Annotated in this window: 21 protein-coding genes, 1 tRNA gene and 1 riboswitch; of the genes, 12 read left to right on the forward strand and 10 right to left on the reverse strand. The window is 69.9% G+C overall.

What is annotated here, in order from left to right; all coding sequences use genetic code 11:
- Positions 1-2: 2 nt before the first annotated feature.
- Both FBY39_RS15255 and FBY39_RS15260 read right to left on the reverse strand, forming a co-directional pair.
- Positions 3-1,682 (reverse strand): arginine--tRNA ligase, encoded by a 1,680-nt coding sequence (locus FBY39_RS15255; RefSeq protein WP_141933354.1) that lies wholly within the window; start codon positions 1,680-1,682, stop codon positions 3-5.
- 27 nt (positions 1,683-1,709) lie between these two features.
- Complete coding sequence (locus FBY39_RS15260; protein WP_141933356.1) at positions 1,710-2,564, reverse strand: transglutaminase family protein; 855 nt, start codon at positions 2,562-2,564, stop codon at positions 1,710-1,712.
- A 92-nt stretch (positions 2,565-2,656) separates the two neighbouring features.
- Here FBY39_RS15260 and FBY39_RS15265 point away from each other — a divergent pair, with 92 nt between their 5' ends.
- Both FBY39_RS15265 and FBY39_RS15270 read left to right on the forward strand, forming a co-directional pair.
- Positions 2,657-3,448: an SGNH/GDSL hydrolase family protein gene (locus FBY39_RS15265; protein WP_141933358.1), complete on the forward strand. Its 792-nt coding sequence runs from the start codon at positions 2,657-2,659 to the stop codon at positions 3,446-3,448.
- 31 nt (positions 3,449-3,479) lie between these two features.
- A tRNA-Arg gene (locus FBY39_RS15270) sits at positions 3,480-3,555 on the forward strand.
- Between the two features lie 556 nt (positions 3,556-4,111).
- On the opposite strand, the gene FBY39_RS15275 is transcribed toward FBY39_RS15270, so the two are convergent.
- From FBY39_RS15275 to FBY39_RS15300, 5 genes are all read right to left on the reverse strand, one after another.
- Positions 4,112-5,017 carry a triacylglycerol lipase gene (locus tag FBY39_RS15275; RefSeq protein ID WP_260838024.1) on the reverse strand — a complete coding sequence of 302 codons (906 nt, stop codon included), beginning with the start codon at positions 5,015-5,017 and terminating at the stop codon, positions 4,112-4,114.
- 222 nt (positions 5,018-5,239) lie between these two features.
- Positions 5,240-5,560 carry a multidrug efflux SMR transporter gene (locus tag FBY39_RS15280; RefSeq protein ID WP_141933362.1) on the reverse strand — a complete coding sequence of 107 codons (321 nt, stop codon included), beginning with the start codon at positions 5,558-5,560 and terminating at the stop codon, positions 5,240-5,242.
- Between the two features lie 12 nt (positions 5,561-5,572).
- A riboswitch (guanidine-III (ykkC-III) riboswitch) is annotated at positions 5,573-5,637 on the reverse strand.
- A 47-nt stretch (positions 5,638-5,684) separates the two neighbouring features.
- A complete protein-coding gene (locus FBY39_RS15285; RefSeq protein WP_186336964.1) occupies positions 5,685-6,554 on the reverse strand; it encodes a CPBP family intramembrane glutamic endopeptidase in 870 nt (289 codons plus the stop codon).
- 436 nt (positions 6,555-6,990) lie between these two features.
- Positions 6,991-7,722: a tRNA (guanosine(46)-N7)-methyltransferase TrmB gene (gene trmB, locus FBY39_RS15295; protein WP_141933365.1), complete on the reverse strand. Its 732-nt coding sequence runs from the start codon at positions 7,720-7,722 to the stop codon at positions 6,991-6,993.
- A 25-nt stretch (positions 7,723-7,747) separates the two neighbouring features.
- Positions 7,748-8,587: a DUF3097 family protein gene (locus tag FBY39_RS15300; protein WP_141933367.1), complete on the reverse strand. Its 840-nt coding sequence runs from the start codon at positions 8,585-8,587 to the stop codon at positions 7,748-7,750.
- 176 nt (positions 8,588-8,763) lie between these two features.
- Here FBY39_RS15300 and FBY39_RS16810 point away from each other — a divergent pair, with 176 nt between their 5' ends.
- The 4 genes from FBY39_RS16810 to FBY39_RS15320 all read left to right on the forward strand — a co-directional run bounded on the left by FBY39_RS16810 (position 8,764) and on the right by FBY39_RS15320 (position 12,918).
- Complete coding sequence (locus FBY39_RS16810; RefSeq protein ID WP_141933369.1) at positions 8,764-10,737, forward strand: TPM domain-containing protein; 1,974 nt, start codon at positions 8,764-8,766, stop codon at positions 10,735-10,737.
- Positions 10,738-10,828: 91 nt separating this feature from the next.
- A complete protein-coding gene (locus FBY39_RS15310) occupies positions 10,829-11,566 on the forward strand; it encodes a PspA/IM30 family protein (RefSeq protein ID WP_141933371.1) in 738 nt (245 codons plus the stop codon).
- 69 nt (positions 11,567-11,635) lie between these two features.
- Positions 11,636-12,457, forward strand: a complete 822-nt coding sequence (locus FBY39_RS15315) for an arginase family protein (RefSeq protein WP_141933373.1) — start codon at positions 11,636-11,638, stop codon at positions 12,455-12,457.
- Positions 12,454-12,918, forward strand: coding sequence for a Fe-S oxidoreductase (locus FBY39_RS15320; protein WP_141933375.1), 465 nt, complete (start codon positions 12,454-12,456; stop codon positions 12,916-12,918). The genes FBY39_RS15315 and FBY39_RS15320 overlap by 4 nt, the downstream gene beginning before the upstream one ends.
- A gap of 20 nt (positions 12,919-12,938) precedes the next feature.
- On the opposite strand, the gene FBY39_RS15325 is transcribed toward FBY39_RS15320, so the two are convergent.
- The 3 genes from FBY39_RS15325 to FBY39_RS15335 form a co-directional block, all read right to left on the reverse strand.
- A complete protein-coding gene (locus FBY39_RS15325; protein ID WP_141933376.1) occupies positions 12,939-13,400 on the reverse strand; it encodes an SIP domain-containing protein in 462 nt (153 codons plus the stop codon).
- A 77-nt stretch (positions 13,401-13,477) separates the two neighbouring features.
- Entirely contained in the window at positions 13,478-14,197 is a 720-nt protein-coding gene (locus tag FBY39_RS15330) for a tyrosine-protein phosphatase (RefSeq protein ID WP_313901709.1), read from the reverse strand.
- Positions 14,198-14,211: 14 nt separating this feature from the next.
- Complete coding sequence (locus tag FBY39_RS15335; RefSeq protein ID WP_141933378.1) at positions 14,212-14,688, reverse strand: carboxymuconolactone decarboxylase family protein; 477 nt, start codon at positions 14,686-14,688, stop codon at positions 14,212-14,214.
- A 47-nt stretch (positions 14,689-14,735) separates the two neighbouring features.
- Here FBY39_RS15335 and FBY39_RS15340 point away from each other — a divergent pair, with 47 nt between their 5' ends.
- The 6 genes from FBY39_RS15340 to FBY39_RS15365 all read left to right on the forward strand — a co-directional run bounded on the left by FBY39_RS15340 (position 14,736) and on the right by FBY39_RS15365 (position 20,775).
- The gene (locus FBY39_RS15340; protein WP_260838025.1) at positions 14,736-15,680 is read left to right on the forward strand and encodes an alpha/beta fold hydrolase; all 945 of its coding nucleotides are present in this window, start codon (positions 14,736-14,738) and stop codon (positions 15,678-15,680) included.
- Between the two features lie 140 nt (positions 15,681-15,820).
- Positions 15,821-17,329, forward strand: a complete 1,509-nt coding sequence (locus FBY39_RS15345; RefSeq protein WP_141933383.1) for an ABC transporter substrate-binding protein — start codon at positions 15,821-15,823, stop codon at positions 17,327-17,329.
- A complete protein-coding gene (locus FBY39_RS15350) occupies positions 17,326-18,276 on the forward strand; it encodes an ABC transporter permease (RefSeq protein ID WP_141933385.1) in 951 nt (316 codons plus the stop codon). Before FBY39_RS15345 ends, FBY39_RS15350 begins: the two co-directional genes overlap by 4 nt.
- Positions 18,276-19,187, forward strand: a complete 912-nt coding sequence (locus FBY39_RS15355) for an ABC transporter permease (protein ID WP_141933387.1) — start codon at positions 18,276-18,278, stop codon at positions 19,185-19,187. The genes FBY39_RS15350 and FBY39_RS15355 overlap by 1 nt, the downstream gene beginning before the upstream one ends.
- Entirely contained in the window at positions 19,184-19,972 is a 789-nt protein-coding gene (locus FBY39_RS15360; RefSeq protein ID WP_141933389.1) for an ABC transporter ATP-binding protein, read from the forward strand. Before FBY39_RS15355 ends, FBY39_RS15360 begins: the two co-directional genes overlap by 4 nt.
- Positions 19,969-20,775: an ABC transporter ATP-binding protein gene (locus FBY39_RS15365; protein WP_186336965.1), complete on the forward strand. Its 807-nt coding sequence runs from the start codon at positions 19,969-19,971 to the stop codon at positions 20,773-20,775. Before FBY39_RS15360 ends, FBY39_RS15365 begins: the two co-directional genes overlap by 4 nt.
- The last annotated feature ends 25 nt before the right edge of the window (positions 20,776-20,800 follow it).

Consider the following 20,800-nt stretch of genomic DNA (forward strand, 5'->3'; position numbering starts at 1 on the left):
CGCTACATCCGTTCCGGAGCGCTCACGCCGACGAGGTCCAGGCCGTTGCGCAGCACCTGTCCCGTCGCATCGTTGAGCCACAGACGCGTGCGGTGCACGGCCTCGACGGGCTCGTCACCGAGCGGGATGACACGACAGTTGTCGTACCAGCGGTGGTAGAGGCCCGCGAGCTCCTCGAGGTAGCGCGACACGCGGTGAGGTTCCCGCACCTCCGCCGCGAACGCGACGATCCGCGGGAACTCCTGCAGCGCTCCGAGGAGCGCGGACTCCGTCTCGTGCGTCAGGAGCTCGGGGGCGAACTCGTCACGCGTGACACCGGATGCCGCGGCGTTCCGCGCCACGTTGTGGGTGCGCGCGTGGGCGTACTGCACGTAGAAGACGGGGTTGTCGTTCGTGCGCTTCTGAAGGATCTCGGGGTCGAGCGTCAGGGGCGAGTCGGCCGGATACCGCGCGAGCGAATAGCGCAGCGCGTCGGTGCCGAGCCACTCGCGGAGATCGTCGAGCTCGATGATGTTGCCCGCGCGCTTGGACAGGCGCGCGCCGTTGATCGAGACGAGCTGCCCGATGAGCACCTCGATGTCCTTCTCCGGGTCGTCGCCCGCCGCGCCCGCAAGCGCCTTCAGCCGGTGGACGTAGCCGTGGTGATCGGCCCCGAGGAGGTAGATCTTGTGGGCGAAACCGCGATCCCCCTTGTTGAGGTAGTAGGCGGCGTCGGCGGCGAAGTACGTGTACTCGCCGTTCGAACGCCGGATGACGCGGTCCTTGTCGTCGCCGAAGTCGGTCGTGCGCACCCACACGGCGTCGTCTTCGTCGAAGACGTGCCCCTGCTCGCGCAGGCGGTCGACGGCTTCGTCGACGAGGCTCGGCGCACCGTCGTGGTGCGCGTGCAGCGTCCGCTCCGAGAACCACACGTCGAAGTGCACGTTGAACTGCGCGAGTGAGGCCTGGATCTCACCGAGCTGCATCGCGTAGGCGGCTTCGGTGACGAATGCGAGCTGCGCATCGCGCGGTGCCGACAGCACTCCCCCGGGCGTCCCGTCGAACTCCGCTGCGCGCACGCGGGCGGCAAGGCTCTGGATGTACTCACCGGCGTACCCGTCTTCGGGCGTTTCCTCGCCGAGCACGGCGGCGAGCACGGAGCGGCCGAAGCGCTCCATCTGCGCGCCTGCGTCGTTGATGTAGAACTCGCGGACGAGCGTCGCGCCGCTCGCGAGCAGCAGGCGCGCGATCGCGTCGCCGAGTGCCGCCCACCGCGTGTGTCCGATGTGGAGGGGGCCCGTGGGGTTCGCGCTGACGAACTCGAGGTTGATCGTGTTGCCGCGCTGAGAGTCATTCGTGCCGAAGGCCGCACCGGCGTCGACGATCGTCTTCGCGAGGGCTCCGGCAGCCGCGGCATCCAAACGGATGTTGATGAATCCGGGTCCTGCGACCTCGACGCTCGCGACGCCGTCGACGGCCTCGAGGCCTGCCGCGATCTCGGACGCGAACTCGCGGGGGTTCGCTCCGACCGCCTTCGAGAGCTTGAGTGCCGCGTTCGAGGCCCAGTCGCCGTGATCGCGGTTCTTGGGACGGTCGAGGGGGAAGTCGGACGCGGCGAGGCCCTCGCTGGAGCCCGGACGTCGCGCCTCCGCGAGGGGGACGATGACGGCGAGCAGGGCGGCGGAGAGGGCTTCGGGATCCATAGCCCGACAATTCTAGGCGCGCCGCGCTCAGGCGATCTGGACGAGCTCCGTGAAGTCGTCGGCCGTGGGGGCGAAGACGTCGTCATCGGATGCCGCGATCCCGGAGTTCGTGACGTCGGATGCCTCCTCCGGCATGACCCACGCGTCGACCCGCAAGTGGGCGAGCCCGACGTATCCGCCGTGGTAGCTGAGGAAGGCGCAGTCCGCGGCATCCCTCCCCGTCGCGATGCGCACGAGCGAGCGCCGGTTCGCGAGGCGGGTGCCGTCGATGACGTACCAGGAGCCGTCGAGGTAGGCCTCCGCCACGGCGTGGAAGTCCATCGGGTCGAGCCCCGGCGCGTAGCACGCGGCGTAGCGGGCGGGCATGTCCATCGCGCGGAGGAGCGCGATGACGAGGTGCGCGTAGTCGCGGCAGACGCCCTGACCGGTCATGAGCGTCGTGACGGCGCTGTCGGTGCCGTGGCTGAGGCCGGGCGTGTACGTCGTGCTCGTCGCGACGAAATCCGACACGGCGGCGATGAGATCGTGGCCGGCCAGACCCTTGAACTGCCGACGCGCCTGCGGGAAGACTTCGTCGGACTGGCAGTAGCGACTCGGGCGGAGGTACGTGATCGCCTCGAGGTCGCTCGTCCGCGACGACGCGCTGTGCCCCTCGATCGTCGCTTCGTAGCGGATCTCGAGCCGTCCGGGCTCACCCGTGAGGCGGTGCAGGCGGCTTCCCGACTGGTCGATGATCTCGGTCGGCGTGTAGACGCGATCACCCTGCGTGAAGGTCAGACTCTCGGTGGCGACGGGCATCTGCTGGCCGGCGGTGATCTGGAGGATGAGGTCGACGGAGGCCCCCAGATCGAGGTCCATTTCGGCGGTGACGACGCGTTGCACCGAAGTATCCTCGCATGCCGCGAAGGGTGCTCCGCGCCGCCCGCCGAAGCGCTGTGCACGCGCACCTCCGCGCATCGCTTACCCTCGGATGCATGAACCCGACCGGACGCTCGCGATGGCGGCGTTCATGGCTCCCCCTGGGGATCATCGCGCTCGCCGTCGCGCTCGTCTGCGTGCTCGGCGCCGCGCGTCCGTGGGCCTCCGGACCGGCCCCCGTCGCGGCCCCCGTGGACGCGGCTCCCGCCCCCGCACCGCTCGCGCTCCCCGACGACGCGACCGTCCTCATCTTCGGAGATTCCTGGGTCTACGGCGCCGCCGCGATCACCCCGACGCGCGGGTTCGCCTACCTCACGGGCGAGACCCTCGGATGGCAGACGATCGTCGACGGCGTGAGCGGCAGCGGCTACCTCAAGCCGGGCCTCACAGGACCCGCGTATCCCGAGCGCATCGCGGCCCTCGATCCCGGCATCGATCCCGATCTCATCATCGTGGAGGGCTCGATCAACGATCGGCGTCTTCCCGCCGAGGGCTACCGCGAGACCGTGAACGCCGCGTGGAACGCGCTCGCCGAGAAGTACCCCGATGCCCGCATCGTGATCATGGGGCCCGCCCCGCAGGTCCTCCCCGTCGAGAAGGCGACCGCACGCATCGATCAGGACCTCGCCGAGCTCGCCGCCGCACGCGGCTGGTGGTACATCTCCCCTCTCGCCGACGACTGGATCACGACCGAGAACTACCGCACCGTCATCGACACCTCGGACCTCGGCCGCAACCATCCGTCGACCGAGGGACACGCGTACCTCGCCGAGCGCCTCGTCGACGCGATCGAGCGGCTGAGTGGAGCAGGCACGGTCGCTGCGGACGGCCTCGACCTCGCGGGGTGACGGGCGATCGGATGCTACCCTCGATCGGTACGCCTCCGTAGCTCAGGGGATAGAGCGTTGGTTTCCGGTACCAAAGGTCGTAGGTTCGATTCCTATCGGGGGCACCAGTCGGGACAAGGGATCGCGGGTCACCGCGGTCCCTTTCTCGTCCCCCGCCCCGCGTCGCCGTCCGGCGTCGGCATCCGTTCCTGATGCCGAAACCGGGCATACCGCCGAGACAGGGTGACGTACCACCCGGTGTCGGCGAGGTGCCCGGTCTCGACGGCCCACACCGCGCCCGCGCCGTCCGCGACCCCGCGCCGTCGGCGGCCGATCGCGGCATCCCCGCGGGCCCCGCGCCCGCGCCCGCCCCCGCGCCCGCGCCGATCGCGGCATCCGCGCAGGCCCGACTTCCGCGAGACTGCAACTTCCGGCCGAAACCGCACTCTGCCGCCGCACTTTCGGCCGGAAGGTGCAGTCTCACGGCGGGCGGGACCGCCGCCACCGGATCACGTCCCTACGCCAGTCGCGGCGTCCCGAGAGGCCCGACTTCCGCGAGACTGCACCTCCCGGCCGAAGCTGCACACTGCGCCCGCAGTCTCGGCTGCGAGGTGCAGTCTCGCGGCCACTGGGCCTGCCTCGACCCCCGCCCGGCCACCCGGCCTCGGCGACGCCCGACCGCGGCTACACCGCGAGCGCGGCGTCGATGATCGCGAACGTGCGCGGGTCCCACGTGAGGGCCTTCTCCCACGGCAGGTCGAACCGGCCCGCGAAGAAGATGCTGTGCACGTCGTCGAGCCGGTGCCGCGTCGGGCTGGGCAGTACGGCGGCGGAGACCTCCTGCGCAAGGGCGCTCCGGAGCCCCACAAGTCCGTCGTGCGGCCAGAGCCGACCCGGCTCGGTGTGCGCCGCGAAGTAGTCGCCGCCGACGAGCGTGACGGCGACGTCGTCGAGCGCGCCGCGCTGCGACTCGTTCCAGCCGTCGGGACCCGCGAGGAACGAATGGCTCACCTGATCGGCAGCCCCCTGCGAGACGGTGTCGGCGTAGGTCAGGGACTGTTCGAGGATCGCCATCGTCGCGGCATCCCCGTGAGCATCCGTCAGCTCGATGTCGCCCGCGCGGATGTCGCCGAGGAGCGACCCGGACCACGGCGTCCCCAGCGTGACGAGTCGGCGCACGGGAGCGAATCCGACCGCCGAGCCCGTGCGCGACAACGCGGCCCGGGTGAAGAGCCCGCCCATCGAGTGCGCGACGACATCGAACTCCTCGATCCCGTACTCCGTCGTCAGGCGGGCGAGAAAGCGGCCGAGCGCCGCCCCGGCGTCGTGGATCGTGCCCGCGGAGTTGATCGTTTCCTCGGCGGGCAACTCGATCGGCACGTCGGCGAACCCTTGCCACCCGGCGTCTTCCACGACGGTCCCGGGGCCGATGCGGGCCGGTGCCGTGAAGACGGTGTGCCCGGCGCTCAGCATGTGCGAACGGATCGCCGTCAGCGTGTTGCCGGCGGCCAGCCCCGTGCCGGCCGCAGCGTCGGGAGTGGTGAACGGAGTGACGGCAGCGCCGCCGGAGACGAGGACGAGAGCTCTCACGGGACCACTCTGGCAGCACAAACGATGATCGCCCCGGAGCCGAGGCCTCGAGGCGATCATCAGTACGAACTGCGGTCTCTGTATCCGGTTCCTTGCGGTTCCTTGCGTTTCCGTTTTCTCTTCGTGGAGATGAATGTACTCCGCTCGAATCAGACGTCAAGAGTTCACGCAGAAGTCACTTTCACTTCAGGTTGAAGGTGAGGGATGCGGCATCCCTCGGCGTCACTCGTGACCGACGAGCTTGAGTCCCACGACGCAGCCGACGAGTCCCAGAATGAGCAGCATCTTGACGAACGAGAAGGACTCGTCGCCCGTGATCATGGCGTAGAGCACCGTGAGCGACGCGCCGATGCCGACCCAGACGGCGTAGGCCGTTCCCGTCGAGATCTCCCGCATCGCATAGGCGAGACCGCCCATGCTGGCGAGGAGCGCGACGCCGAAAACGACCGTCGGCCAGAGCTTCGTGAACCCCTCGGACTTGCCGAGAGCTGTCGCCCACACGGCCTCGAGGACACCGGACAGAACAAGGATGACCCACGACATGGGACTCGCCTCCATGGCCAGTCTTGTCGCTCACCGGGTACTGATCCGTCGTCCGGGGATCCGGTCGGGATCCGCGTGCCAGCCTACCCCGCTCCCCTGTGCACCTCCCGGGCAGGCCGGGCTCCTAGACGAGGAACAGGTGGTCGAGGACGCCCGGATTGTGGGCGTGCACCAGCACGAGGAAGACGACGGCGTCGAACAGCAGGTGCACCGTCACGACGTAGGTCAAAGACCGCGTCTTCATGAAGATGAAGGCCTGGAGGAGCGCGAACGGGATCGTGAGGAGCGGGCCCCAGGCCTGATACCCGAGCTCCCACAGGAACGAGACGAACACGATCGCCTGCAGGACGTTCGCCTGCCAATCGGGGAAGTGCCGACGAAGGAGCGCGAAGCACGTGCAGATGAAGAACAGCTCGTCCCAGATGCCGACCGCGCCGACGCCCACGAAGAGTCGCGCGATGAGGTCGGGAGTGTTCACGACGGGCCAGTTCTCGTAGACGCCCGATGTGATGAAGTAGAACGGCAGGATCAGCCAGCCGAGCACGAGCACGGCGACGAGCCACGTCCACTGCAACGTCGTCCACCGACCGCCTCCGCGCCACGGGAAGCGGATCGCGTGATCGCGGTACACCCAGCGCGAAAGGACGTACGGCACGGCGACCGCGCCGCCCAGGGCGATCGTGAACCGCAGGATCGCAAGGTTGTCGAGTTCGGCCTTGAGCGGGATGGCGCTCACGATGAGCAGGCCGATCGCGATGAGCGACAGGTCGCGCAGGAGTCCCGGCGGACGACCGGATGCCACGACAAGCGGCGTCTTCGCGCGTTCGACGAGCCACGCCGACACGAGACCTGCTGCGAGCAGCGTCCATCCGAGCGACGGCAGCAGCAGCACGAAGAAGGCGGGAGCCGCGAGGCACACGAGAAGAGCCGGAACGAGCGCCCACGACACGGTGGGACGGACGACGGCGGGGGCAGCTGCGGGATGCGCGGGCACGCACCCAGTCTCGCAGAGGGTCCGCTCGCCCGTTCCGGGCGGCCTCAGCGTCCGGCCGGGGCGCACTCCGACCCGTCGGGGCGCGCAATCCGCGCCCCGAGCGACAACACGCGCCCCACACCCTGCGACACGCGCCCCGGTGCGACGACACGCGCCCGCCAGCACGCGCCCCACAATCCGGCCCCTCGCGCCAGGCGTCCGACGCATCCCGATCCGGCCAGCCGCAACCCGGACTGGGGCGCACTCCGCCCGCCCGGGGCACACTCCGACCCGCCGGGGCGCACAATCCGCGCCCCGAACGACAACACGCGCCCCACACCCGGCAACACGCGCCCCACACCCGGCGACCCGTGCCCCGAACGACAACACGCGCCCCAATACCCGGCAACACGCGCCCCACACCCCGGCAACACGCGCCCCGAAGGCCGCCCGAGGATCAGCGGGGTGCGACGCGGTAGGTCAGGTCGCGGATGTCCCGGCCTGCGCGCGCGCCCTTGCGCTCGAACGCCGTCAGCACGCGCCCGTCGAAGCGCTCCGCCCAGTCACCCTCGAACCCGCGCTCGAACAGCGGGGACGCATCGAGGACCGTGCGCATCTGGCGGGCGTAGTCCTCCCAGTCGGTCGCGAGGCGCAGGATGCCGCCTTCGGCGAGCGCATGAGCGGCGACGGCCGCGAACTCCGGCGTCACGAGCCGGCGCTTCGTGTGCTTCTTCTTGTGCCAGGGGTCGGGGAAGAACACCCAGAGCTCCGTCGCCGACGCGGGCGGAAGGAGATGCTGGAGCACTTCGGGCGCGTTCGCCTCGGCGAGGCGCAGGTTCCGCACACCCTCGCGCTCGGCGTCGAGCATCGTCCGCGCGAGGCCCGCGCGGAACACTTCGATCGCCAGGAAATCGGTCTCGGGATGCGACATCGCGGCGTGCACGATCGCGTGTCCCTGCCCTGAACCGATCTCGACGATCAGCGGGGCGGTCCTCCCCCAGACATCGACGAGGTCGATCGTCGATCCGGGGAGGATGCTCGTCGCGGCGGCATCCCGCTGCACCGGCAGGAGAAAGTGCGGGGCGAGTTCGTCCCACGCGCGATCCTGCGCGTCGGACATCCGACCACTCCGCCGGACGAACGACACGGGGCGCTCGCGGAAGCGCGGCTCGGGAGTGGCATCGGACATCAAGCCAGATTATCCGCGACGGGACTCACGGCCCGACGGTCGTGAAGTCGATGAGCTCCTCGACGCGTCCGAGGAGTGCGGGATCGAGGTCGCGGTACGTCTTCACGGACGCGAGGATGCGCTGCCACGCGCGCGCGAGATCGGCCTGGTCTCGGGCGGGCCAGCCGAGCGCGCGGCACACACCGACCTTGTACTCGATGCCGCGCGGAACCTCCGGCCAGCGGGCGATCCCGACGGATGCCGGCAGGACGCACTGCCAGACGTCGACGTAGGGGTGTCCGACGATGCGCACGTGAGCTCCGTGCGGCCCTCGCTCGACGGCCTGCGCGATGCGCGTCTCCTTCGATCCCGCGACGAGGTGGTCGACGAGCACGCCGTAGCGGCGTTCGGCCGAGGGAGGATCCTCGTCGAGCATCTCGGCCAGCAGGTCGACCCCCTGCAGGTACTCGACGACGACGCCCTCGGCGCGGAGGTCGTCGCCCCACACCTTCTCGACGAGTTCGGCGTCGTGGCGACCCTCGACGAGGATCCGGCTGGCTCGCGCGACCCGGGCCCGCGACTCCGGCGCCGCGAACGATCCCGAAGCGGTCCGGGCCGGCGCGGCAGGGCCGGCGGGTGCGGGCGGCACGAGCACGACGTCGGCACCGTCGATGAGGAAGCCGGGACCGAGGGGGAAGAGTCGTCGGCGTCCTGCGCGATCTTCGAGCTCGACGTTGCCGGAGGAGAGCCCCGTGACGGCACCGCAGAATCCGTCAGCGGCGACCTCCACGACGAGGTCGCGCTCGACGGGCACGCGAGGGACGACCTTGCGATTGCGTTCCCGCCAGCCCTTCGCCAGCACATCGGCCCCGTAGCGATCGTCCACACGATTCCTCTCGACCGCATGACGCTACGCGAGCGTGGGCGAGCGGATGCCGCGACCCGCCGACGCTATGCGTTCGCTGTGCGCGTGCTCGGGATCGGCGCGGTGGCCTACCGCCCTGCTCGCACGCCTGAATAGACTCGCGGAGGGCAGTCCGTGGGCCCGAGGAGGAGGATTCGATGCGTTCGCGATGGTCGGCGGCGCTGGCGACAGCTCTCCTCCTCACCGCCGTCGGCGCGCCGGCCGCAGCGTGGGCGACCGACCCTGTGACGCTCTCTTCCAGCTACGTCCTCGACGAGGCCGGCGTGCTCGACTCGGGGGCGACCGCCACGGTCGAAGAGCGCCTCACTCGGTTGTCGTCCGAGACCGACGTCGACCTCTGGGTCGTCTACGTCGATGAGTTCACCGACCCGTCGAGCGCAGAGGACTGGGCCAATACGACGGCCGACCTCAACGGCCTCGGCCCGAACCAGTACCTTCTCGCCGTCGCGGTCGACAGCCGCCAGTACTACCTCTCCGGGTATTCGGAAGGACCTGTCAGCTTCGATCAGCTCGGCGTCATCGAGCAGCAGCGCATCCAGCCCGCGCTGAGCGCGGACGACTGGGCGGGGGCCGCGGTGGCCGCCGCCGACGGACTGCAGGATGCCGTGACGACGCAGCCGGGCGGAGGCGTCGGCGGCATCCTCATCGGTGTCATCGTCGTCGTCGCGATCGGCGTCGTCATCTGGCTCGTCGTCCGCGGGAGACGCAAGAAGAAGAGCGCCGGCCCGACCCCGGTCGAGCAGATCAGCACGGCCGAGCTCGCCCGACAGGCGGCATCGGCGCTCGTCGCGACCGACGATGCCCTCCGCACGAGCGAACAGGAACTCGGCTTCGCCCGAGCGCAGTTCGGCGACGCTGCCGCCGCCGAGTTCGCCGACGTGCTCGCGACCGCGAAGGCAGACCTGACCCAGGCATTCACCCTCCAGCAGCAGCTCGACGACGAGGTCCCCGACTCGGAGGAGCAGACGCGCGAGTGGAACGCCGAGATCCTCCGTCTGTGCGAGAAGGCGAATACCGCGCTCGATGAGAAGGCCGCGGCCTTCGACGAGCTCCGCAAGCTCGAGCAGAACGCGCCCGAGGCGCTCGTGCGGATCCAGAGCGAGCGCACGCACGCCCACGACGCGCTCACCGCCGCGACCGCTCAGCTGCAGGAGCTCACGGGCGTGTACGCGCCCGAGGCCCTCGCGACGGTGGCCGACAACCCCGAGCAGGCTCGTCAGCGCATCGACTTCGCCGACGAGCAGATCGCGGCGGCGAGCGCCGCCATCGCCGCCGGAAAGGGCGGCGAGGCCGCCGTGGGTCTCCGCGCGGCCGAGGATGCCATCGGGCAGGCGGAGCAACTCGAGCAGGCGATCACGAAGCTCCAGGCCGATCTTGCCGCGGGTGAGCAGAATGCGGTCGCGTTGCTGGCGGAGCTCGAGAACGACATCGCGACCGCCGCGACACTGCCCGACCCCGACGGACGGCTCGCCGCGACGATCGCGTCCACGCGACAGCGGATCGACACGGCGCGCGGGCACCTGACCGGCAACGCACGCCGCCCGCTCTTCGCCCTGGAGAGTCTCGAGGCGGCGAACCAGCAGATCGACACGCTCGTTCAGGGCGTGAGGGATGCCGCGGCGCAAGAACAGCGCGCCCGCCAGATGGTCGGCCAGTTGATCCTGCAGGCCCAGGGGCAAGTGTCTGCGGCGGAGGACTACATCAGCTCTCGCCGCGGTGCCATCGGCGCGGAGGCGCGCACGAGACTCGCCGAGGCGGGGGCGTCGCTCGTGCAGGCCCAGCAGCTCCAACAGACCGCGCCGGAGCAGGCGATGAGCCACGCGCAGCGCGCGAATCAGCTCGCGGGTCAGGCGATCCAGGCGGCGCAGCGCGATGTCGGCTCCTTCGACGGCGGCGGCATGTTCGGCGGCGGCTCCTCGGGCGGCAACAACAACATGCTCGGGGCAGTCCTCGGCGGCATCGTCATCAACTCCCTCCTCGGCGGTGGAGGCGGCGGCAGCCGTGGGCGTTCATCGGGCGGCTTCGGCGGTTTCGGCGGCGGTGGCGGCATGCGTCCGGGCAGCTTCGGCGGGGGCGGCACACGGTCGCGTCGAGGAGGCGGTCGCTTCTGACGCCCTCGACTTCCCGCATCCCTCAACTCCCGGCATCCGCCGACATCTGAACTCTCATGACCACGAACAACCTCGATAGGAAGGACACCCGATGGCCAAGCAGTCCATCTTCGGTCGCATCTCGACGCTCATGAAGGCGAACATCAACGCGCTCCTCGACTCGGCCGAGGACCCGCAGAAGATGCTCGACCAGCTCGTCCGCGACTACAGCAACTCGATCGCCGACGCCGAGTCGGCCATCGCCGAAACGATCGGCAACCTGCGTCTTCTCGAGCGGGACCACCAGGAAGACGTCCAGGCCGCTGCCGAGTGGGGCAACAAGGCGCTTGCGGCGAGCCGCAAGGCCGACGAGCTCCGCTCGAGCGGGCACACCGCCGACGCCGACAAGTTCGACAACCTCGCCAAGATCGCCCTCCAGCGACAGATCAGCGAAGAGAACGAGGCACGGGCGATCGCGCCGGCCATCGCGTCGCAGACCGAGGTCGTCGACAAGCTCAAGGACGGCCTCAACGGCATGAAGCAGAAGCTCGAGCAGCTGCGCTCGAAGCGCTCCGAGCTGCTCGCGCGTGCCAAGACGGCCGAGGCGCAGACGAAGGTCCACGACGCCGTCAAGTCCATCGACGTGCTCGACCCGACGAGCGAGCTCGGCCGGTTCGAAGACAAGGTGCGCCGCCAGGAAGCCATCGCGCAGGGCAAGCAGGAACTCGCGGCGTCGTCGATCGACGCGCAGTTCAACCAGCTCGAAGACATCGGCGAGCTCACCGAGGTCGAAGCACGCCTCGCGATGCTCAAGACCGGTGGCACGCCGCCGGCAGCGATCGAGAACTGACCCGTCCGAAGGGTGCCGCTCGCGACGGGCGGCACCCTTCGTGGTCCCGACGAGAGGATGATGGGCACCATGACGCGCTACCTCGTGGTCCCGCAGTGGCAGGGAAGTCCCTCCTCGCGGGCGATGCAGCTCATCGACGGCGCCGAAGCGATCGCGGGCGACCTGCCCCGCACAGCGACGACGATCCTCGAAGTGCCCACCGAAGCGGGAGAGTCGCTCGGGACGGGCGTCCACCGCCTCAGTTCCCTCCGGCGCATCGCGGAGCAGATCACGGCAGCGCTCGGGGATCACCCCGAGCCGACGCTCACTGTCGGCGGTGACTGCGGCGTCGCCCTCGCGACGGTCGCCCACGCCGCGAGCCGCACGCCGAACCTCGCCGTCGTGTGGCTCGACGCGCACCCCGACCTCAACACCCCCGACTCGACGCCGTCGGGAGCCTTCGCGGGGATGGTGCTGCGCGCGATCCTCGGAGAAGGAGCGCCCGGCCTGTCGCTCGACGTCGGCACGGTGCCCGCGCAGCACGTCGTCCTCGCGGGTGCACGATCGTTCGACGACGCCGAACTCGACGCGGTCAGCGCTCTCGGCATCCGCTCCCTCTCCGTCGACGACCTGCGACAGCCCGACGCGCTCGCCGACGCTGTGCGCGCGATCGGCGCCGACGGCCTCTACGTCCATGTCGACGTCGACGTGCTCGACCCCGCGGAGCTCGCGGGCAATTCGCACCCCGCACCCTTCGGCATCTCGGTGACCGAGCTCACGCGCGCCATCGGGGCACTCCGCGACGTCGCCCCGCTCGTGGGGGCGTCGCTCACGGGATACTCCCCCGCGTCCAAGGAGTCGGCCACCGACGACCTCGGCGCGCTCCTCCGGGTCATCGGGGCTCTCGCATGACTCCTGTCCCCTCCCCGCCGGACGGATGGCACGAGCGCGCGCATCGCGCCGTACGTCGCGGGTCGGTGCTCGACAGGATGATCCCGCCGTTCCTCCTCGATTCGCCGATCAGTCGCGTGGGCTATTGGTACGGAACGACTGTGGGCTGGATCTGGGGCAGCATCTGGAGCACGGGTCGCGTCGAGAAGCGCGGCGGACTCTGGATCTTCCGCGGCCTGCCGGACTGGGCGTTCGCGCGCGGCGCCGTGTGCGTCGGAGGATGCCTGCTGATGGGAGACGCCCCCGTCACGGAACACCTCCTGCGACACGAAGCCGTGCACAAACGGCAGTGGGAGCGCTACGGCTTCCTCATGCCGCTCCTCTATCTGATCGCGGGGCGCGATCCGCTGAGGAACCGATTCGAGATCGAGGCAGGCCTCGAAGACGGCAACTACGTGCCGAGAGGCGCCGCGCGCGGCTGAAACGACCGGATGCCGCGGCGTCAGCGAGCGGTCGCGAGGCCGAAGCGCTCGGGAGTGTGGATCGCGTCGGGGGCGATGCCGTTGCGAGCCGTCAGGTGATCGACGATGTCGGCCGTGCCGAGATATCCGCCGAGGAGGTGGATACGCGTCTCGTCGTCTTCTTCACACAGCATCTCGTCGGCCCACGCCGTCACAGCGCGAGCGAGCGCCTGACCGGGCGCGCAGCCCTTGCCGGTGCCGGGGAGACCGGAACGCACCGAGCGATCGAGCCACGTGAGCGTCATGCGCGCGGGGACCGTGATGGGGCTCAGGGCCTCGGGATCCGGAATCTCGATGAAGACGCGACCGGTCGAACAGAGCGGCAGGGTCGCAAGCAGCGTCTCGAGCTCGACGAGGGACGTCTCGTCTGCCGTGATGAGGTGCTGAGCGCGTGTGTGCCGCGAGGTGCGGCACACCGCGGCGTTGTGCGCGGTGCCGGTCATGATGGGTCCACTATACCGCGGGTGTAGGCATGCCTAACCTCACAGGACGCCGTGTAAAACACGACTGTGGGTGGACGTCAGTCAGATGCCACCAGGATCCGGCGCAGCTCGACGATCTCGGCATCCGTGATTCCGTGAGCGCGCAGGTAGTCGGCGGGCGAGCCGAAGTCGGCGGCGAGTCTCGCGAGCGCCGCCCGCATGACCGGGGCAGGAGAGCGCGTCGCGAGATCCTCCGCGTGGCGGGATTCCGGATGCCGCGACCGCAGCCACGCGACGATCTCGCGGTTCCGGCGGGCCGGGAGCATCGTCTCGGTGCGCGCGTAGTCGGCGATGACGGCGTCTTCGTCGACTCCCGCGGCTGCGAGGGTGAGGGCGACGGTGACACCGGTGCGGTCCTTTCCGACCGTGCAGTGCACGAGGACGGGCTGGTCGGTGACGATCCCCCGCACGGCTTCGGCAACGGCCGCGGCGGAGTCATCGAGGATGCGGCGATAGAGCTCGTCGAGGCTCACGTCCTCCTCGAAGAAGGAGGCGACCGAGCCGAGGAAGAGCGGGACGCGGAGCGTCTCGGCAGGAAGGTGCTCCGTGAGACTGGGGGCCGTACGCACTTCGTCGTCGTCGCGGAGGTCGATGATGCGGCGGAGCCCCAGACCGGCGAGCGCGGCACGGCCGTCGTCGTCGAGGCGTGCGAGATTTCCCGAGCGGAACAGCACGCCCGACCGTGTGCGACCAGAACCCGCGGCGAGACCTCCCACATCGCGGAAGTTCATCGCCCCCGGGATGGTGGGCCCGGGCACGAGGGCAGGGTCGCTCACTCCTTGGCCCCGGTGCGAGGGGGGACGGGGTAACGTCCGGCGATCGCCACGCGGTTGAACGCGTTGATCGACACGAGCACCCAACTGAGGGCGACGTACTCCTTCTCGCTGAGGATCGCCCCGACCCGGTCGTAGACGTCGTCAGGGATGCCGTCCTCGTGGATGAAGGTGAAGGCCTCCGCAAGCTCGAGCCCCGCGCGCTCGCGCTCCGTGAAGACGCCCGACTCTCGCCACACCGGAAGCTGCGCGATGACATCGGCGTCGACGCCCGCCGCGACAGCGCGATCGACGTGGATCCGCACGCAGTACGCGCAGCCGTTCAGCTGCGACACGTGGATCTGGACGAGCTCCTTGAGGCGTGCGTCGATGTCGGATTCGGCGGCCAGGCCACCGACCGTCTTGGCGAACGCGTCGAGGGCGCCGTATGCCTCGCGGGCCGACTTCGACAGGTGGACGCGTGCCTCGTGGTTCATCCTGTCAGCGTAGCGACGACGTCGCCGGGGTGGGTCAGAATGGAGGCGTGGACGACCCCATAGACGAGTTCTCGTTCCTTCCCGCGCAGGCCGCAGACGCCGGAATCGAGGGCCCTCTCCCCCACGGCGAGCGCCTGACCCTTACCCTCGACGACGGGCGGACGCTGAGCGCACTGCGGTACTCGCCGCCGTCGGCACCGGACGACGTCCCCGTCGTGACATTCCTCCACGGCGCGGGCCTCAACGCGCACACGTGGGACACGACGATCCTCGCGCTCGGCCTTCCCGCCCTCGCGATCGACCTCCCCGGACACGGGGATTCGTCGTGGCGGCCCGACGCCGCGTACGTCGCCCGGACGCTCGCCCCCGACGTCGCGCGAGGTATGGCGGAATGGACGGATCGCCCCCAGCTCCTCGTCGGCCAGTCGCTCGGCGGGCTCACGGCGGCCGCCGTGGCGGCACCCCATCCGGAACTCGTCCGCGAACTCGTCATCGTCGACATCACGCCCGGTCTCGACCCGCGCGGCGGAGTGACGCAGATCCGCCGCTTCTTCGCGGGACCGACCGACTGGGCATCGCGCGAAGACCTCGTCGCCCGTGCCCTCGCGTTCGGCTTCGGCGGATCTCCGGATGCCGCAGCTCGGGGCGTCTTCCACAACTCGCGCGTCCGCGACGACGGGCGCGTCGAGTGGAAGCATCACTTCGCCCACGTGGCGAATCGGCTCGCGGCGTCGCCCGAAGCCGCCGAAGCCGCCGACGCGCAGCAGGACGCGCTCGCCGCGGTCCTCGGCGATGCGGGCTGGGAAGACCTCGCGCGCGTCGAGGCGCCGACGACCCTCATCCGCGGTGAACGGGGCTACGTAACGACCGACGATGCCGCCGAGTTCGCGCGCCGGGTCCCCGCGGCATCCGTCCTCACCGTGCCCGCGGGACACAACGTGCAGGAGGACATTCCCGTCGCACTCGGCGAGCGCCTTCGCACGCTCGCTTAACACTTGTGTTTCTTTCCATCAAGCGCGGTCAGCACGACCCCACCGGGGTGCCTAGGCTTGTCTACCGCACCGGCCGAGTGCCGCCACCCGAATCGCGACACCTCGAACTGCATCCCGATGCACCCGCCGAAAGGACTCGCATGCCCCGCCGCTCAGCTCTGACCGCCACCGCGCTCGTCGTCGTGGGAGGTCTGCTTCTGACAGCCTGTTCGCCGGCTTCGACGCCCGCGCCGACCCCCACGGGAGCCCCCGACCCCGACGCGTCCGTCGCCATCCGGCTCGTGCTCGAGCCCGGCAACCTCGACATCCGTCAGACGGCGGGAGCCGCCGTCGACCAGATCCTCGTCGACAACATCTACCAGGGCCTCGTCTCGCGCACGCCCGAGCAGGACATCGTGCCCGCGCTCGCGGAGGACTGGAACGTCTCGTCCGATGGCCTGACCTACACCTTCACGCTCCGCGAGGGCGTGACCTTCCATGACGGGCAGGAACTGACCCCGCAAGACGTCGTGTGGTCGCTGCAGACCCGCAAGGACACTCCGGACTGGCGCGACTCCGCGCGCCTGGCGAACGTCGAGTCGATCACCGCCGAAGGCCAGGAGATCACGCTGGCCCTCAGCGAGCCCGACTCGAGCCTCCTGTGGAACCTCACCGGCCGCGCGGGCATCATCCTCAAGGAGGGCGACACCGTCGACTATCAGACGGCCGCGAACGGCACGGGACCCTTCGTCCTCGACCGGTGGCGTCAGGGCGACAGCATCACGTTCGCCCGTAACGACGCGTACTGGGGCGAGCCGGCGCTCGTCGCCGAGGTCGTCTTCGACTACATCCCCGACACGCAGGCCGCGCTGAACGCGGCCCTGGCGGACGAGGTCGACGTCGTGACGGGATTCGAGGCGGAGCTCACGCCGCAGATCGAAGCCGACGGCGCCTTCACCGTCGTGCTCGGCGAGTCCACCGACAAGGGCACACTCGCGTTCAACCAGACGTCGGGCCCCCTCGCCGACAAGCGCGTGCGGCAGGCCATCCGGCAGGCGATCGACCACGACGCCTTCATCGAGGCGCTCGGCTCGGGTCAGACGCAGTTCGGCCCCATCCCCTCGCTCGACCCCGGATACGAAGACCTCGCCGACGTCGCGCCGTACGACCCCGAGGCGGCGCGCGCCCTCCTCGAAGAGGCGGGAGCGGAAGATCTCGAGCTCGAGCTCACGATCCCGAACTTCTACAACACCACGATCCCCACGATCCTCGTGTCCGATCTCAACGAGGTCGGCATCACGCTCGAGGTGAACTCGGTCGACTTCGGCACGTGGCTCACCGACGTCTACACGAACCGCGACTACGACCTGAGCTTCGTCCTGCACACCGAGGCGCGTGACTTCGAGAACTGGGCGAACCCCGACTACTACTTCACCTACGACAACCCCGAGGTACAGGAGCTCTACGCCGAGTCGCTCGCGGCGACCGACGAGGGCGAGGCTGCGGAGCTGCTGGCAGACGCGGCGCGCATCGTGGCCGAAGACTCCGCGGCGGACTGGCTCTTCAACGGCGCCTCGGTCGTCGCGGTCGGCACTACGATCTCGGGTATGCCCTCGATCAACGTCAACGAGCGCCTGAATCTCGCGCAGCTGGCCAAGAGCAACGGGTGATCCGATACACGCTGACGAGACTGGCCCTGCTCGCGCTGGGTCTCCTCATCGCCAGCGTGCTCATCTTCTTCACCCTGCGGGTGCTGCCCGGTGACGTCGCGCAGCTGATCGCGGGCGTCAACAGCACACCCGAGCAGATCGCCGCGATCCGGGAGCAGCTGGGTCTCACCCAGCCGCTCCCGGTGCAGTACCTCGACTGGATCGGGGGCGTCTTGACGGGCGACCTCGGCACCTCGCTGTGGACCGGCACCACCGTGGCATCCGAGATCGCCGAGAAGGCACAGGTCACGGTGCCGCTCGGCATCCTGTCCCTCCTGATCGCGGTGCTCTTCAGCATCCCGTTCGGCGTCATTTCCGCTATGCGGCGGGGTCGTGCCGATGGCACGGCGATGAGCGTCGGCGCGCAGCTGGTCGCGGCTGTTCCGGTCGTGTGGGCCGGGATGATGCTCGTCGTGGTCTTCGCTGTGTGGCTCGGGTGGCTCCCCGCTCAAGGCTTCCCGCGGGCGGGATGGCAGGATCCCGGAGCCGCCTTCCGCGCCCTCATCCTGCCCGCGCTCACGATCGGGATCGTCGAGGGCGCGATGCTCATGCGGTTCGTCCGCAGCGCGACGCTGCAGGCGGTCGGGCAGGACTTCGTGCGCACAGCCGCCGCGAAGGGCCTGACACGGAACGCGGCCCTCATCCGTCACGGCCTCCCCGTCGTCGGACTGTCCGTCATCACGGTCCTGGGTCTTCAGGTCGCCGGCATCATCGTGGGCGCCGTCGTCGTCGAGCAGCTCTTCACCCTCCCCGGCATCGGTCGGATGCTCGTCGCCGACGTCGATGCGAGGGATCTTCCCAAGGTGCAGGGCGAGCTCCTGGCGCTCACGGGCTTCGTGCTCATCGTCGGCTTCCTCGTCGACCTCGCACATCGCGCGATCGACCCCCGACAGCGAGAGGCCTCGTGATGGCACGGCGGAACACTTCGGCGCCGTCACGGTGGGCGTGGCTCGCACGGCTCTGGGCTCTGTCGACGGGGCGGTTCGGGATCATCGTCGTGCTCGTCGTCCTCGCGACGGCGCTCGTCGGGATGTTCTGGACGCCGTTCCTCCCGCAGCAGGTCGACATCGCCAACCGGTGGGCACCGCCGGGATGGCCGCACCTTCTCGGAACCGACGGGTCGGGCCGCGACATCCTGAGTCTCCTCATGGCCGGCGCCCGGACGACCGTGCTCGTCGCCGTCGGCGCCGGTGTCGTCGCGACGATCCTCGGTGTCGCCCTCGCGAGTCTCGGAGCGCTCACGACGCGGTGGGTGCGCGAGTCGATCGCCGTCCTCGTCGACATCCTCATCGCCTTCCCCGTCCTCATCATCGCCATGATGATCTCGGCCGTGTGGGGCGGGTCGCTGTGGGTCGTCGTGTGGGCGGTGGGGATCGGCTTCGGCGTCAACATCGCGCGCGTCACGCGTCCTGAGCTTCGCCGCGTTCTGCACAGCGACTTCGTGCTCGCCGGAAGGGCGAGCGGCCTCACGCCCGCGCAGAACCTCTGGCGGCATCTGCTGCCGAACGTCGCGCCCGTCTTCATCGTGCAGCTTTCGTGGGGCATGGCGGTGGCGATCCTCGCCGAGGCCGGGCTGTCGTACCTCGGCTTCGGCGCGCCGCTCACGGAGCCCTCGTGGGGCGGACTTCTGCGCGATCTGCAGCAGTACATCACGGTGTATCCCCTCTCGGTGCTCTGGCCGGGGCTCACGATCACCCTCACGGTGCTCGGGCTGAATCTGCTCGGAGACGGCCTGCGCGAAGCGACCGACCCCACCCTGTCGCGTCGCAGCGGCGCACAGCGCACGGCGCGGACGCACGTGCCGGAGGTGGTCGCGTGAGTCTCGAAGTGCAGGATCTCGCGATCGAGATCGCCGGGCGCCGCGTGGTCGACGGCATCTCGTTCGATGTTCCCGACGGGGCGCGCGTCGGGCTCATCGGCGAGTCGGGCTCGGGCAAGTCGCTCACGGCCCTCGCGATCCTGGGGCTCCTTCCCGACGGCATCTCTGCGACAGGATCCGTGCGCTGGAACGGCCGCGAACTGCTCGGACTCCCCGATCGCGAACTCGCGCGCCTCCGCGGCGACGAGATCGGGATCGTGTTCCAGGAGCCCCGCACGGCGCTCAACCCCATCAGGACCATCGGACGGCAGATCGCCGAGTCCGTCCGCATCCACGAGGGGATCTCGAAGAAGGATGCCGCGGCCCGCGCCGTTGCGGAAGCCCGCCGCGTCGCGCTCCCCGACCCCGAGCGGATCGTCGCGCGCTATCCGCACCAGCTGTCGGGCGGTCAGCGGCAGCGCGCCGCGATCGCGATGGCGCTCGCGTGCCGCCCGCGGCTTCTCATCGCCGATGAGCCGACGACGGCGCTCGACGTCACGATCCAGGCCGAGATCCTCGAACTCCTCCTCTCGCTCGTCGAGAACGACGGCATGTCGCTCGTCTTCATCACGCACGACCTCGCGGTGCTGTCCCGCATCGCGACGCACGGCGTCGTGCTCGAAGACGGCCGGGGCGTCGAGTCCGCGCCCGTGTCGACGCTCCTCACGAACCCGTCGTCCGCCGTGACGCAGGGACTCCTCCGCGATGCGACCGCCACACTGTGGCGACCGGGAGGGGCGGCATGACCTCTCCCCTGCTCCAGGCACGCGGGCTCACGCGGACCTACCGCGTGCCCAAGACCGCGCCGTTCGAGAGAGCGTCGACGATGACGGCGCTCGATGACGCCGACCTCGACGTCGAAGAAGGGTCGGCCGTCGGCATCATCGGCGAATCAGGCTCGGGCAAGTCGACGCTCGTCCGGCTGCTGCTGGGACTCGACGTGCCGACGGACGGGACTGTCGAGTTCGACGGACGCCGCGTCGATGCCCGCGCGCCCGCTCGCGCCCTCCACTGGCTGCGCCGCGAGACGGGCATCGTCTTCCAGGACCCGTACGCGTCGCTCGATCCCCGCATGAGTGTCGGCCGGATCGTCGGGGAGCCGCTGTGGGCGCTGGGCATCGAGGGCGACCGTCGCGCGATGGTCCGGAGCGTCCTGGAGCGCGTCGGGCTCGAAGCCGAGATGGCTGACCGCTTCCCGCACGAGTTCTCGGGCGGCCAGCGGCAGCGCATCGCTCTCGCCCGCGCCATCGTGCACCGCCCGAGGCTGCTCATCGGTGACGAGCCTCTCTCGGCGCTCGACGTGACGGTGCGGGCGCAGATCCTCGCGCTCCTCACCGACCTCCGCGCGCAGGACGGCCTCACGATCCTGCTCGTCTCGCACGACATCGGGGTCGTCCAGAACCTCTGCGACCAGGTTGTCGTCATGAAGGACGGGCGGGTTGTCGAAGAGGGTCCGACCGAGAAGGTGCTGCTCGAGCCGCAAGTGGCCTACACGCGCCGGCTGCTCGCGTCGATCCCCGTCATCGATCCCGGATCCGGAGCATCCTGACAGGTTTCCGTGTCGGTGGGCGGGG

Source organism: Microbacterium sp. SLBN-146, from assembly GCF_006715145.1.
GTDB lineage: Bacteria > Actinomycetota > Actinomycetes > Actinomycetales > Microbacteriaceae > Microbacterium.

Coding starts and splice junctions, on each gene's coding strand:
- FBY39_RS15255 (WP_141933354.1), bottom strand. CDS start 1,682: ATGGATCCCGAAGCCCTCTCCGCCGCCCTGCTCGCCGTCATCGTCCCC.
- FBY39_RS15265 (WP_141933358.1), top strand. CDS start 2,657: ATGAACCCGACCGGACGCTCGCGATGGCGGCGTTCATGGCTCCCCCTG.
- FBY39_RS15280 (WP_141933362.1), bottom strand. CDS start 5,560: ATGTCGTGGGTCATCCTTGTTCTGTCCGGTGTCCTCGAGGCCGTGTGG.
- trmB (WP_141933365.1), bottom strand. CDS start 7,722: ATGTCCGATGCCACTCCCGAGCCGCGCTTCCGCGAGCGCCCCGTGTCG.
- FBY39_RS16810 (WP_141933369.1), top strand. CDS start 8,764: ATGCGTTCGCGATGGTCGGCGGCGCTGGCGACAGCTCTCCTCCTCACC.
- FBY39_RS15310 (WP_141933371.1), top strand. CDS start 10,829: ATGGCCAAGCAGTCCATCTTCGGTCGCATCTCGACGCTCATGAAGGCG.
- FBY39_RS15315 (WP_141933373.1), top strand. CDS start 11,636: ATGACGCGCTACCTCGTGGTCCCGCAGTGGCAGGGAAGTCCCTCCTCG.
- FBY39_RS15320 (WP_141933375.1), top strand. CDS start 12,454: ATGACTCCTGTCCCCTCCCCGCCGGACGGATGGCACGAGCGCGCGCAT.
- FBY39_RS15325 (WP_141933376.1), bottom strand. CDS start 13,400: ATGACCGGCACCGCGCACAACGCCGCGGTGTGCCGCACCTCGCGGCAC.
- FBY39_RS15335 (WP_141933378.1), bottom strand. CDS start 14,688: ATGAACCACGAGGCACGCGTCCACCTGTCGAAGTCGGCCCGCGAGGCA.
- FBY39_RS15345 (WP_141933383.1), top strand. CDS start 15,821: ATGCCCCGCCGCTCAGCTCTGACCGCCACCGCGCTCGTCGTCGTGGGA.
- FBY39_RS15355 (WP_141933387.1), top strand. CDS start 18,276: ATGGCACGGCGGAACACTTCGGCGCCGTCACGGTGGGCGTGGCTCGCA.
- FBY39_RS15365 (WP_186336965.1), top strand. CDS start 19,969: ATGACCTCTCCCCTGCTCCAGGCACGCGGGCTCACGCGGACCTACCGC.